The organism is Pseudomonas sp. p99-361, assembly GCF_003935475.1.
GTDB classification, from domain to species: domain Bacteria; phylum Pseudomonadota; class Gammaproteobacteria; order Pseudomonadales; family Pseudomonadaceae; genus Aquipseudomonas; species Aquipseudomonas juntendi.
The window spans coordinates 106,223-117,813 of sequence record NZ_RHQO01000010.1; the positions used below are offsets into that span (position 1 = coordinate 106,223).

15 protein-coding genes and 1 tRNA gene are annotated in these 11,591 nt (G+C 59.8%); 10 read left to right on the top strand and 6 right to left on the bottom strand.

Features of this window, described 5'->3' with window-relative positions; translation table 11 throughout:
* The first annotated feature begins 181 nt into the window (after positions 1-181).
* Complete coding sequence (locus tag EGJ22_RS07150) at positions 182-511, top strand: I78 family peptidase inhibitor (protein ID WP_009685884.1); 330 nt, start codon at positions 182-184, stop codon at positions 509-511.
* Positions 512-587: 76 nt separating this feature from the next.
* On the opposite strand, the gene EGJ22_RS07155 is transcribed toward EGJ22_RS07150, so the two are convergent.
* Positions 588-800, bottom strand: coding sequence for a cold-shock protein (locus tag EGJ22_RS07155; RefSeq protein ID WP_003250656.1), 213 nt, complete (start codon positions 798-800; stop codon positions 588-590).
* Positions 801-962: 162 nt separating this feature from the next.
* A complete protein-coding gene (locus tag EGJ22_RS07160) occupies positions 963-1,268 on the bottom strand; it encodes a hypothetical protein (RefSeq protein ID WP_009685883.1) in 306 nt (101 codons plus the stop codon).
* A 334-nt stretch (positions 1,269-1,602) separates the two neighbouring features.
* On the opposite strand from EGJ22_RS07160, the gene thrS reads away from it, so the two are divergent.
* The 9 genes from thrS to EGJ22_RS07205 all read left to right on the top strand — a co-directional run bounded on the left by thrS (position 1,603) and on the right by EGJ22_RS07205 (position 9,090).
* Positions 1,603-3,525: a threonine--tRNA ligase gene (gene thrS / locus EGJ22_RS07165; RefSeq protein ID WP_009685881.1), complete on the top strand. Its 1,923-nt coding sequence runs from the start codon at positions 1,603-1,605 to the stop codon at positions 3,523-3,525.
* On the top strand, positions 3,525-4,076 hold the full coding sequence (gene infC / locus EGJ22_RS07170) for a translation initiation factor IF-3 (protein ID WP_012052879.1): 552 nt from the start codon (positions 3,525-3,527) through the stop codon (positions 4,074-4,076). Before thrS ends, infC begins: the two co-directional genes overlap by 1 nt.
* 60 nt (positions 4,077-4,136) lie before the next feature.
* Positions 4,137-4,331 (top strand): 50S ribosomal protein L35, encoded by a 195-nt coding sequence (gene rpmI / locus EGJ22_RS07175; RefSeq protein WP_003250667.1) that lies wholly within the window; start codon positions 4,137-4,139, stop codon positions 4,329-4,331.
* A gap of 27 nt (positions 4,332-4,358) precedes the next feature.
* Positions 4,359-4,715 (top strand): 50S ribosomal protein L20, encoded by a 357-nt coding sequence (rplT, locus tag EGJ22_RS07180; RefSeq protein WP_003250671.1) that lies wholly within the window; start codon positions 4,359-4,361, stop codon positions 4,713-4,715.
* Between the two features lie 109 nt (positions 4,716-4,824).
* Positions 4,825-5,841 (top strand): phenylalanine--tRNA ligase subunit alpha, encoded by a 1,017-nt coding sequence (gene pheS / locus EGJ22_RS07185; protein ID WP_009685880.1) that lies wholly within the window; start codon positions 4,825-4,827, stop codon positions 5,839-5,841.
* Between the two features lie 31 nt (positions 5,842-5,872).
* Positions 5,873-8,254, top strand: a complete 2,382-nt coding sequence (gene pheT / locus EGJ22_RS07190; protein WP_029884927.1) for a phenylalanine--tRNA ligase subunit beta — start codon at positions 5,873-5,875, stop codon at positions 8,252-8,254.
* Positions 8,255-8,258: 4 nt separating this feature from the next.
* Complete coding sequence (gene ihfA / locus EGJ22_RS07195) at positions 8,259-8,561, top strand: integration host factor subunit alpha (RefSeq protein ID WP_003250679.1); 303 nt, start codon at positions 8,259-8,261, stop codon at positions 8,559-8,561.
* A complete protein-coding gene (locus EGJ22_RS07200; protein ID WP_009685877.1) occupies positions 8,542-8,898 on the top strand; it encodes a MerR family transcriptional regulator in 357 nt (118 codons plus the stop codon). The genes ihfA and EGJ22_RS07200 overlap by 20 nt, the downstream gene beginning before the upstream one ends.
* A gap of 115 nt (positions 8,899-9,013) precedes the next feature.
* A tRNA-Pro gene (locus tag EGJ22_RS07205) sits at positions 9,014-9,090 on the top strand.
* Positions 9,091-9,159: 69 nt separating this feature from the next.
* Here EGJ22_RS07205 and EGJ22_RS07210 read toward each other — a convergent pair.
* The 4 genes from EGJ22_RS07210 to EGJ22_RS07215 are packed head-to-tail and all read right to left on the bottom strand — an operon-like array spanning position 9,160 to position 11,556.
* On the bottom strand, positions 9,160-10,323 hold the full coding sequence (locus tag EGJ22_RS07210) for a tyrosine-type recombinase/integrase (protein WP_256221610.1): 1,164 nt from the start codon (positions 10,321-10,323) through the stop codon (positions 9,160-9,162).
* Positions 10,209-10,610, bottom strand: coding sequence for a hypothetical protein (locus tag EGJ22_RS26425; protein ID WP_256221607.1), 402 nt, complete (start codon positions 10,608-10,610; stop codon positions 10,209-10,211). The genes EGJ22_RS07210 and EGJ22_RS26425 overlap by 115 nt, the downstream gene beginning before the upstream one ends.
* Positions 10,611-10,627: 17 nt before the next feature.
* Entirely contained in the window at positions 10,628-10,804 is a 177-nt protein-coding gene (locus EGJ22_RS26090; RefSeq protein ID WP_177333902.1) for a hypothetical protein, read from the bottom strand.
* A gap of 14 nt (positions 10,805-10,818) precedes the next feature.
* Positions 10,819-11,556, bottom strand: coding sequence for a metallophosphoesterase (locus EGJ22_RS07215; RefSeq protein ID WP_125920172.1), 738 nt, complete (start codon positions 11,554-11,556; stop codon positions 10,819-10,821).
* Positions 11,557-11,591 lie beyond the last annotated feature (35 nt).

Genomic DNA, 11,591 nt, shown 5'->3' on the forward strand with positions numbered 1-11,591 from the left:
ATGGCTTTGCGCCAGTGACCGTGCGCGCTAAGCATATGGCAAACGCAGCGGGTTGTGCAAAATCCGGTCACGATTGCTTTTCCCCCTCGTTGATCGAGTTCAGGCAGACTTGGCCGGTTTTGCAACAAATGATGAGCGGAACTGTCGGATCAGACATTCCCATACCGATTTAGGAGGCTTCATGTTCCGTACCCGTGCTTACCTGGCAACCCTGGCGATGGCTGCTGTCCTGGCTGGTTGCAGCACTGGTGGCGATGCTGGTGGTAATGCCGGTGGGGCTGCACCGGCTGCGCCGGCCGGCAACGACGGCCGCTGCGATGCCAGCGGCGCAGACTTTGCCATGGGCAAGCAGGCCAGTGCCGAGTTGCTGGAGCAGGCGCGCAAGGCCAGTGGTTCGCAAATAGCGCGTATTCTCAAGCCGCACGACGTGGTAACCCTGGAGTACCGGTCCGAGCGCTTGAACCTTAACGTCAATGAGCAGGGTGTGGTCAACCGCGTCAACTGCGGCTGATTCAGCTGCCCCCGGCCCCTGGGGCGCGCCCAAAAAAAACCCGCCACAAGGGCGGGTTTTTTTACAGCTATCCGAATTACTCCGGACGAACCTGTGCAGCCTGCATGCCTTTCTGGCCGCGCTCGGCGACGAAGGAAACAGTCTGGCCTTCTTTCAGGCTCTTGAAGCCGTCAGATTCGATGGCTTTGAAGTGAACGAACAGGTCGTCGCCGCCGCCTGCTGGGGTGATGAAGCCGTAGCCTTTCTCATCATTGAACCATTTGACGGTGCCTTGTTGGCGATTGGACATGGGTGAATCTCCAGAACATTTAGTTTTTTCGGTGGTGCAATGCGGCCGAGGCTACGGAGCACGGGACGTATCATAGTCCATTTCTACGCATCTAGCGCCTTTTACCTTCGCCGGATATTGATCCAGCTCAAAGATTTACCGGCCGACTTTGGCTTTAAGGTTTCAGCCCTTTGGTGCGCAGGCCTGTTTCACAACCGTTTGCGCTTTCTGCATCAGCTTGGCGTCCACGCCATCCTTGCTGTCCAGGTCGGCGATTTCGGCATCGGTGAAGTTCTTCTTGATGGCTTGGGCGCCACAGTCGCAGTGTTTCTTCGCAGTTGCAGCATCAACGCCCTGGCCGCTGGCCACCTGCGTGCACTGGGCCATGTAGCCGGCCTCTTTCCCCGGTGGGAAGTTGCCAGCGTTCGCGGCTACCGGCAGCAGCAGGGCAGCAGTGGCCGCCAGGGCCAGAAGAGACGGAACTCGCATAACCAGTTACTCCTTGGGTTAAGGTCTCATCAAGAGTAGGTTGCTTCCCAAAGTCTGATAGGGCTTTTTCGGGGTTAGTTCACCCCGACCCTGTAATTTCCAAATATTTCTGCCGACGGTGCAACCCGCGTGCTAGCATGCTCGGCTTGTGTTCGCGCCTTTGCCGGGCGTAGCCATTTTTCTTTCCAGTCACTCTGGTTCGTCCCTCGCAAGCCGAAAGGCTTCTGCCACTGTGAGGCAGGCTTCCTTTGCAGGAAGGCAGGTCGGATCTTGTACTGGCTCATCCCAACCCACGTGACCTTTGGTAGGGGTCACCACTAGGAGAGGAGGCGCCATGCCCGTTATTACTCTTCCCGATGGCAGTCAGCGTTCGTTTGATCACGCCGTATCCGTAGCCGATGTCGCCGCATCCATTGGTGCAGGCCTCGCCAAGGCCACCGTGGCCGGTAAGGTCGACGGCAAGCTGGTCGACGCCTGCGACCTGATCAGCCACGACGCCACCCTGCAGATCATCACCCCTAAAGATGCAGAGGGACTGGAGATCATCCGCCACTCGTGCGCCCACCTGGTTGGCCACGCGGTGAAGCAACTGTACCCGACCGCCAAAATGGTGATCGGCCCGGTGATCGACGAAGGCTTCTATTACGACATCGCCTACGAGCGCCCCTTCACCCCTGAAGACCTGGCCGCCATCGAAAAGCGCATGATGGAGCTGATCGACAAAGACTACGACGTGGTCAAGAAGGTCACCCCGCGCGCCGAAGTCATCGACGTTTTCACCGCCCGTGGCGAAGACTACAAGCTGCGCCTGGTCGAAGACATGCCGGACGAACAGGCCATGGGCCTGTACTACCACGAAGAATACGTCGACATGTGTCGTGGCCCGCACGTGCCCAACACCCGCTTCCTCAAGGCTTTCAAGCTGACCAAGCTGTCCGGCGCCTACTGGCGTGGCGATGCCAAGAACGAGCAGTTGCAGCGCGTGTACGGCACCGCCTGGGCGGACAAGAAGCAGCTGGCAGCCTACATCCAGCGCATCGAAGAAGCCGAAAAACGCGACCACCGCAAGATCGGCAAGCAGCTCGACCTTTTCCACCTGCAGGAAGAAGCCCCAGGCATGGTGTTCTGGCACGCCAATGGCTGGACCGTCTACCAGGTGCTCGAGCAGTACATGCGTGGCGTGCAGCGCGAAAACGGCTACCAGGAAATCAAGACCCCGCAGGTTGTCGACCGTATTCTGTGGGAGCGTTCCGGCCACTGGTCCAACTACGCTGAGAACATGTTCACCACCTCGTCGGAAAGCCGCGACTACGCGGTAAAACCGATGAACTGCCCGTGCCACGTGCAGGTGTTCAACCAGGGCCTGAAAAGCTACCGCGACCTGCCGCTGCGCCTGGCCGAGTTCGGTGCCTGCCACCGTAACGAGCCATCCGGCGCCCTGCACGGCATCATGCGCGTACGTGGCTTCGTACAGGACGACGCACACATCTTCTGCACCGAAGAGCAGGTGAAGAAAGAAGCAGCCGACTTCATCAAGCTGACCCTGGACGTGTACAAGGACTTCGGCTTCAGCGACATTGCCATGAAGCTGTCCACCCGCCCGGCCAAGCGTGTCGGTTCCGAAGAGCTGTGGGACCGTGCCGAAGGTGCACTGGCCGACGCCCTCAACGAATCCGGCCTGGAGTGGGAATACCAGCCAGGCGAAGGTGCCTTCTACGGTCCGAAGATCGAGTTCACCCTGCGTGACTGCCTTGGCCGTAACTGGCAGTGCGGTACCCTGCAGTACGATCCGAACCTGCCAGAGCGCCTGGATGCCAGCTATATCGCCGAAGACAACAGCCGCGTGCGCCCGGTAATGCTGCACCGTGCCATCCTCGGCTCGTTCGAGCGCTTCATCGGCATGCTGATCGAGCACTACGCTGGCGTGTTCCCGGCCTGGCTCGCACCGACCCAGGCGGTGATCATGAACATCACCGACAAACAGGCCGATTTCGCCCTTCAGGTGGAGAAATCTCTGAACGGTAGCGGTTTCCGTGCCAAGTCGGACTTGAGAAATGAGAAGATCGGCTTTAAAATCCGCGAGCATACTTTGCTCAAGGTCCCGTACCTTTTGGTTATAGGGGACCGCGAAGTCGAAACGCAAACCGTCGCTGTGCGCACTCGCGAAGGTGCTGACCTGGGCTCCATGCCCGTCGCCCAGTTCGTTGAGCTGCTGAATCAAGCGGTTTCCCGGCGTGGTCGCCAAGAATCGGAGTAATGACTATTAAGCGTGAAATGAGAAACGATAAGCGTGCTGTACCGAAGGCCCCGATCAACGAGAATATCTCGGCCCGCGAGGTTCGGTTAATTGGCGCAGACGGCGAGCAAGTTGGCATCGTCTCGATTGATGAAGCGCTGCGTATCGCTGATGAAGCGAAGCTGGACCTGGTAGAAATCTCTGCAGACGCAGTACCACCTGTCTGCAAGGTGATGGACTACGGCAAGCACCTCTTCGAGAAGAAGAAGCAGGCTAACGAAGCCAAGAAAAACCAGAAACAGATCCAGATCAAAGAAATCAAGTTTCGTCCAGGGACGGAGGATGGGGATTACCAGGTAAAACTACGCAACCTGGTACGTTTCCTTACCGATGGGGACAAGGCCAAGATCTCTCTGAGATTCCGCGGCCGTGAGATGGCCCACCAGGAGCTGGGCATGGAGCTGTTGAAGCGGGTCGAAGCCGACCTCGCCGAATACGGCACCGTTGAGCAGCATCCTAAGATGGAAGGACGCCAGCTTATGATGGTCATCGCCCCCAAGAAAAAGAAATAATCTCCCGGGCACGGCAGGCCTGATGATTATGTGTAATTTTATCGAATGCGGAGTTCCAACATGCCAAAAATGAAAACCAAGAGCGGTGCTGCGAAGCGCTTCCTGAAGACTGCTTCGGGCTTCAAGCACAAGCACGCTTTCAAGAGCCACATCCTGACCAAAATGTCGACCAAGCGTAAGCGTCAACTGCGCGGTGCCAGCTTGCTGCACCCGTCCGACGTGGCAAAAGTCGAGCGCATGCTGCGCGTACGTTAATTCTGGTTAAGATAGAGGAAGTTACTCATGGCTCGTGTTAAGCGCGGCGTTATCGCTCGTAAGCGTCACAAAAAAATTCTGAAGCTGGCTAAAGGTTACTACGGTGCACGTTCGCGCGTATTCCGTGTAGCCAAGCAAGCGGTCATCAAGGCTGGCCAATACGCCTACCGCGACCGTCGCCAGAAGAAGCGTCAGTTCCGCGCACTGTGGATCGCTCGTATCAACGCCGGTGCCCGCACCAACGGTCTGTCCTACAGCCGTCTGATTGCTGGCCTGAAAAAGGCTTCGATCGAAATCGACCGTAAGGTTCTGGCCGATCTGGCAGTGAACGAAAAAGCGGCGTTTGCTGCGATTGTCGAGAAAGCTAAAGCCGTTCTGGCTTAAGTACCCGCGACAATCACCCGGCGGCGCTCGCGGCGCCGGGCATTGAACGTCATCGATAGGGGAAGAGCCTTCAAAGCTCTTCCCCTATTTTCGTATCTGGAGTCTGTACATGGAAAACCTGGATGCGCTGGTCTCCCAAGCCCTAGAGGCCGTGGAGCGCGCTGAAGACATCACTACCCTGGAACAGATCCGGGTTAACTATCTCGGCAAGAAAGGCGAGCTGACCCAGGTGATGAAGACCCTGGGCAACCTGCCAGCCGAAGAGCGGCCGAAAGTCGGCGCGCTGATCAACGACGCCAAAGAGCGCGTTACCGTTGTGCTCAATGCCCGCAAGGCTGCCTTTGAAGAAGCCGAGCTCAGCGCTCGCCTGGCTGCCGAATGCATTGACGTCACCCTGCCAGGCCGTGGCCAGGCCACCGGTGGCCTGCACCCGATCACCCGTACCCTCGAGCGTATCGAGCAGTTCTTCACCCACATTGGCTACGGCATTGCCGAAGGCCCTGAGGTGGAAGACGACTACCACAACTTCGAAGCGCTCAACATCCCCGGCCACCACCCGGCGCGGGCGATGCACGATACCTTCTACTTTAATGCCAACATGCTGCTGCGTACCCACACTTCGCCGGTGCAGGTGCGGACCATGGAGTCCACCCAGCCGCCCATCCGCATTGTCTGCCCGGGCCGCGTTTATCGCTGCGACTCGGATATCACCCACTCGCCGATGTTCCACCAAGTCGAAGGCCTGCTGATCGACCGCGACATCAACTTCGCCGACCTCAAGGGCACCATCGAAGAGTTCCTGCGCGTGTTCTTCGAGAAAGAACTGGCGGTGCGTTTCCGCCCATCGTTCTTCCCCTTCACCGAGCCGTCCGCCGAAGTCGATATCCAGTGCGTGATGTGCTCCGGCAACGGCTGCCGGGTGTGCAAGCAAACCGGCTGGCTGGAAGTGATGGGTTGCGGCATGGTGCACCCGAACGTGCTGCGCATGTCTGGCATCGACCCGGAAGAGTTCCAGGGCTTCGCCTTTGGCATGGGGGCCGAGCGCCTGGCCATGCTGCGCTATGGCGTCAACGATTTGCGTCTGTTCTTCGACAACGACCTGCGGTTCCTGGCGCAATTCCGCTAGGCCCAATCGACGCAATTTTCAGGAGAACAGCATGAAATTCAGTGAACAGTGGCTGCGCGGTTGGGTAAACCCGCAAGTCTCTCGTGACGAACTGGTTGCCCGCCTGTCCATGGCCGGCCTTGAAGTCGACAGCGTTACCCCCGCTGCCGGCCAGTTCAGCGGCATCGTGGTAGGCGAGATCCTGGCCACCGAACAACACCCGGACGCCGACAAGCTGCGTGTGTGCCAGGTAACCAACGGCCAGGAAACCTTCCAGGTCGTGTGCGGCGCCCCTAATGCCCGCCCAGGCATCAAGGTGCCATTCGCCATGATCGGCGCCGAGCTGTCTGGCGACTTCAAGATCAAGAAGGCCAAGCTGCGTGGCGTCGAGTCCTTCGGCATGCTGTGCTCGGCTGCCGAGCTGGAAATCAGCGAAGAAAACGACGGCCTGCTGGAACTGGCAGCCGATGCCCCGGTAGGCGAGAACATTCGTACCTACCTGAGCCTGGACGACGCCAGCATCGAAATCGGCCTTACGCCGAACCGCGGTGACTGCCTGTCCATCGCCGGCCTGGCGCGTGACGTCAGCGCCCTGTACGACACCCCGGTGACCCGCCCGGTAGTGCCGGCCGTACCACCGGCCCACGACGAAGTGCGCCCGGTTGAAGTCAGCGCCCCGGCTGCATGCCCGCGCTACCTGGGCCGCGTTATCCGTAACGTCGACCTGAGCAAGCCAACCCCGTTGTGGATGGTCGAGCGCCTGCGCCGCAGCGACGTGCGCAGCATCGACGCCGCCGTAGACGTCACCAACTACGTGATGCTCGAACTCGGCCAGCCGATGCACGCCTTCGACCTGGCAGAAATCAACGGCGGTATTCGCGTACGCATGGCCGAAGAGGGCGAAAAGCTCGTTCTGCTCGACGGCCAGGAAGTGGCCCTGCGCGCCGACACCCTGGTGATCGCCGACCACACCCGTGCCTTGGCCATCGCCGGCGTCATGGGTGGCGAGCACAGCGGTGTAAACACCGAAAAAACCCGCGACCTGTTCCTGGAAAGTGCCTTCTTCGAGCCGATTTCCGTTGCCGGTAAAGCCCGTTCCTACGGCCTGCACACCGATGCCTCGCACCGCTACGAGCGCGGCGTCGACTCGCACCTGGCCCGCGAAGCCATGGAACGCGCCACCCAGCTGCTGCTGGACATTGTCGGCGGCGAAGCCGGCCCGGTCGTCGAAGCCGTCAGCGAGCAGCACCTGCCGCAGGTGGCCCCGGTTACCCTGCGCGCCGAACGCATCACCCAGATGCTTGGCATGGAAATGGATCCAGCCCAGGTCGAGCAACTGCTCAACGCCCTGGAACTGACCACCAGCAAGGCAGCCGAAGGGGAGTGGACCGTCACCGTGCCAAGCCACCGCTTCGACATCAGCCTGGAAGTGGACCTGATCGAAGAACTGGCCCGCCTGTACGGCTACAACAACCTGCCTGTCCGCTACCCGCAAGCGCGCCTGGCGCCACAGGGCAAGCCGGAAACCCGCGGTGACCTACCGACCCTGCGCCGCCTGCTGGTTGCCCGCGGTTACCAGGAAGCCATCACCTACAGCTTCATCGACCCGAAACTGTTCGAACTGTTCAGCCCGGGCGTAGAGCCGCTGCTGCTGGCCAACCCCATTTCCAGCGACATGGCCGCCATGCGTGCTTCGCTGTGGCCGGGCCTGGTCAAAGCCCTGCAGCACAACCTGAACCGCCAGCAAGACCGCGTGCGCCTGTTCGAAAGCGGCCTGCGTTTCGTCGGCCAGCTGGGTGACCTGCAACAGCAGCCCATGATCGCTGGCGTGGTCACTGGCAGCCGCCTGCCAGAAGGCTGGGCCAACGGCCGCGACGGCGTCGATTTCTTCGACGTTAAAGCCGACGTGGAAGCCTTGCTGGGTTATTCCGGTGCCCTGAGCGACTTCACCTTCAGCGCCGGCAAGCACCCAGCCCTGCACCCAGGCCAGACCGCCGCCATCGAGCGCGACGGCAAACTGGTCGGTTACCTCGGCGCCATCCACCCAGAGCTGGCCAAAGCCCTGGACCTGGACCGCCCGGTGTTCCTGTTCGAGCTGGTGCTGGGCGACGTGGTCGAAGGCCGCCTGCCGAAATTCAGCGAACTGTCCAAGTTCCCGGAAACCCGTCGTGACCTGGCCTTGATCGCCGGTCGTGACGTGGCAGCCAGTGCGGTGCTTGAATTAATTCGTGACAATGCAGGCGAATGGCTCACAGACCTCAGGCTGTTTGATGTCTACCAGGGTAAAGGTATTGATCCTGATAGAAAAAGCCTGGCCGTCGGCTTGACCTGGCAGCATCCATCGCGCACTCTTAACGACGATGAGGTGAACACTACCCTGCAAAACATCCTCACCTCGCTCGAACAAAGGTTGAACACCACGTTAAGGAAATAACGGCATGGGTGCTCTGACGAAAGCTGAGATGGCCGAAAGGCTGTACGAGGAGCTGGGGCTTAACAAGCGTGAGGCCAAGGAGCTGGTCGAGCTGTTTTTCGAAGAAATTCGGCACGCACTTGAAGAGAACGAGCAGGTCAAGCTGTCCGGTTTCGGCAACTTCGACCTTCGCGACAAACGCCAGCGGCCGGGCCGCAACCCCAAGACTGGGGAAGAAATCCCGATCACCGCACGGCGCGTCGTCACCTTTCGTCCAGGGCAGAAGTTGAAGGCCCGGGTTGAGGCCTATGCTGGAACCAAGCCATAACGACGAACTGCCCCCCATACCGGGCAAACGCTACTTCACCATTGGCGAAGTGAGCGAGTTGTGTGCCGTAAAGCCACACGTGCTGCGGTATTGGGAGCAGGAGTTCGACCAGCTCAACCCTGTGAAGCGGCGGGGGAACCGGCGGTATTACCAGCGGCAAGACGTGCTGATGATCCGGCAGATTCGCGCGCTGCTGTATGAGCAGGGATTCACCATTGGCGGGGCGCGGTTGCGGCTCTCCAGTGATGAGGCTAAAGATGATTCGAGCCAGTACAAGCAGCTGATCCGGCAGATGATTGTCGAATTGGAGGATGTGCTGGTGGTGTTGAAGAAGTGAGCTTGGGCTTTTCTGGTGAGTGAAAATTTTTTGAGAAAAAGCTTTCATTTATCAGAGGGTTAGGGTACATTCTTCAACGTTCTCGGCAGTATTGAGAACATGCTTCAAGCCCAGTCGGGGCGTAGCGCAGCCCGGTAGCGCACTTGCATGGGGTGCAAGGGGTCGAGTGTTCGAATCACTCCGTCCCGACCATATATTTCAACGACTTAGCCACCCTCGGGTGGCTTTTTCGTTTTTGCATGTGGGGAGTTTTTCGGGACTTCATCCGATTTTCCTCTTCAAGATCGTCAACACCGGCCCGCGAGAGTCAGTTGTTGATACCATGTTCGCAGCCTCAATCAGCTTGCCCAGCTCAGCGCCGGAGTAGTGGCTGGTGATGCTGCCGTTCTTGTGCCCGAGCAGTGACTTCCGATCCTCTTCAGTAACGCCTGCTGCCCGCAGTCGTCGACCGAAGGTGTGCTTTAAGTCGTGAATCCTGATCGAGGCATATCCAGGGTGAGCGGGGCGAAGGTTTTCCTCCTGCCAGAGTTTCGCCGCTCTCACCCGTGCCTTCTTCCATGCCGAGTCGTTCATCCGGTGCATCGCGGTGCCGTTGTATGGGAATACCCACTCCTTGCTGATCCCGCGCTGCCTTTCAATGATCGACTTGGCCACGTTGTTCAGCACCACCAGGCGCTCGTCGCCATTCTTTACGCCCGATCGGGCGTGTCTCCCGCCGAAGTCAGCAGGGATCAGGAAAACACTGGTTCCCAGTTCCGGCACCGATATCTCCCAATCCCACCTCAGCTTGCACACCTCTTGCTCCCGGCAACCCGTGTTTACCTTGAACAGGGCCATCGTTTGTAGGTGGCCCGGTAACTCGTTGAAGAGGATCGACTGCTCTTCCCAGGACATTGGGTAGGGCTTACGGCTCGACTTTTTCTCTTCGAGCTTCCTCAACATGGGCACACTGTCCAGCCATGGCCGGCGATCCTCGTCTCGCCACTTCCTGGCGCAGAGCGTCAAAACCCGGACCGCGCGCTCAATGGCGATGTTGATCGTCCGATTGCTCACGGCCTTTTCAATGGTCCCATCCGGCAGAACCTTTTCTGCCTGCCTATCCCTGATAAACGGCTCCAGCGCCTGGTCATCGATGTGGGTCAGCGGCAGGTGGCCCAGGTATGGGTGAAGCTGCTTCATGCACAAGGCAGTCAGGTGAATGGAGGGCTGATCCTTGACCTCAAGGAGGTAGCGCATTGCCGCCTCCTCCCAGGTGTGTACCTGCCGAACGCCGTACACCTTCCGTTGACGCATCTGCTCGAGCTTGTGGATCAAGTACTGCTCTGCTTCTTCCCGGTCACCAGTTCCAGTACTCTCTCGAATTCGCTCCCCTTTGTAGACTTTGTCGATTTGCCAGACACCGCCCTTCTCGTAGAGGCCGGTGATCGTTTTTCGCGCCATGTATCATCTCCTCGGCGCTCGCTGCGGGGCCGATTGTTGTCCTGTCTGGTGGCTTTTTCAATCGCCCTGGCCTCGATGTAGGCGTCCGCCCACTCATCAAGCTCCTGGCGGTCAAAGGCCACACCCTGTTTTCCGATGGGGAATTCCCGCACGTTCGGCCTGACCGTCTTGTTGAACTCATCCCGGCACATGCCGAGATACCCAGGCGCATCGCCGAACCGGATGAACCGCGGCTGAATGCTTGAGGGCTTTGCTGCTGTGGCATTCGCCATATTGGTCTCCATGCCATTCAGGCCGTGAAGTGGTGCCCGACCTTCGCCGCCCGGGCGGCTTCCTCGGTGCGGAACATGAGCCGGGTTTTTCCCGGTCGGCCTTCCGATTCGTACTCAGCTTCAACCCACCAGTGGCCGAACATGCGGTACGGCTCGCCGAGGATCTTCGTGACGTAGCAGTCGATCAGGTTCATGGGTGACTCCTTGCTCAGTCCCAGCTGAGCTTCACGGGCATGGGCGGGATTGTTTCGAGGCTGGCCAGGTCGAGCATGGTGAAGTACCCGCCGTCCTGCGGCCGCCAGCCCATGGTGTCGATGTGGATGACGTTGCCGAGCGCCGCCGGCTTGTGCAGCGGGGTGTGGCCGACCACCAGTGCCCGCAGGCCGTACACCCCTTCTGTCTCGCCAAGCTCAATGCGGCTGCGCGACCACATGCAGGTGTTCTGTGTCAGCCTCAGCTGCTTGGCTGTCTCGGGCGCTTCAAGCGCGGCCCGCAGCTCATCCCAGGACGGGAATGGGCAGTCGGCGTGCACGACACCGACCAGGCCGCCAGACGTCTCCACCTCGATGGCGATCGGAAGCTCGCGGAACTGGGCGGCGAATTCACGTTGCTCATCCCAGGCCAGGCCGGCGAACCAGGCGCCGCCGTTGTACACCCAGTTGTCCACGTCGCAGGTGTCGAACCTGCAGACGTAGTCGTCGTGGTTGCCGCGCACCGGGTGGAACCAAGGCCTGGCCATCCAGTCGAGTACGTCTCGGCACTCGGGCCCACGGTCCACCAGGTCCCCAACGCTGAACAGTCGGTCGACTGCCGGATCGAAGCCGGCGGCGTCCAGCGCGGCTTGCAGCCGGGTGAAGTGCCCGTGAATGTCACCAACCGCGAAATCGCGACCAGCTGTGTTTGCGGCGAAGCGCTTGATGCGCACCACCTCGATGTTTTCGAGCATGCAGGATCCTCGCCCGCGCATGTCGGCGGGCTTGA

Bases quoted from the DNA above. Each gene is read 5' to 3' on its own strand.
- pheT (WP_029884927.1), top strand. From the start codon at position 5,873: ATGAAATTCAGTGAACAGTGGCTGCGCGGTTGGGTAAACCCGCAAGTC.
- rpmI (WP_003250667.1), top strand. From the start codon at position 4,137: ATGCCAAAAATGAAAACCAAGAGCGGTGCTGCGAAGCGCTTCCTGAAG.
- ihfA (WP_003250679.1), top strand. From the start codon at position 8,259: ATGGGTGCTCTGACGAAAGCTGAGATGGCCGAAAGGCTGTACGAGGAG.
- EGJ22_RS26425 (WP_256221607.1), bottom strand. From the start codon at position 10,610: ATGGCGAATGCCACAGCAGCAAAGCCCTCAAGCATTCAGCCGCGGTTC.
- EGJ22_RS07215 (WP_125920172.1), bottom strand. From the start codon at position 11,556: ATGCTCGAAAACATCGAGGTGGTGCGCATCAAGCGCTTCGCCGCAAAC.
- EGJ22_RS26090 (WP_177333902.1), bottom strand. From the start codon at position 10,804: ATGAACCTGATCGACTGCTACGTCACGAAGATCCTCGGCGAGCCGTAC.
- infC (WP_012052879.1), top strand. From the start codon at position 3,525: ATGACTATTAAGCGTGAAATGAGAAACGATAAGCGTGCTGTACCGAAG.
- EGJ22_RS07200 (WP_009685877.1), top strand. From the start codon at position 8,542: ATGCTGGAACCAAGCCATAACGACGAACTGCCCCCCATACCGGGCAAA.
- pheS (WP_009685880.1), top strand. From the start codon at position 4,825: ATGGAAAACCTGGATGCGCTGGTCTCCCAAGCCCTAGAGGCCGTGGAG.
- thrS (WP_009685881.1), top strand. From the start codon at position 1,603: ATGCCCGTTATTACTCTTCCCGATGGCAGTCAGCGTTCGTTTGATCAC.
- EGJ22_RS07160 (WP_009685883.1), bottom strand. From the start codon at position 1,268: ATGCGAGTTCCGTCTCTTCTGGCCCTGGCGGCCACTGCTGCCCTGCTG.
- EGJ22_RS07150 (WP_009685884.1), top strand. From the start codon at position 182: ATGTTCCGTACCCGTGCTTACCTGGCAACCCTGGCGATGGCTGCTGTC.
- EGJ22_RS07155 (WP_003250656.1), bottom strand. From the start codon at position 800: ATGTCCAATCGCCAACAAGGCACCGTCAAATGGTTCAATGATGAGAAA.
- rplT (WP_003250671.1), top strand. From the start codon at position 4,359: ATGGCTCGTGTTAAGCGCGGCGTTATCGCTCGTAAGCGTCACAAAAAA.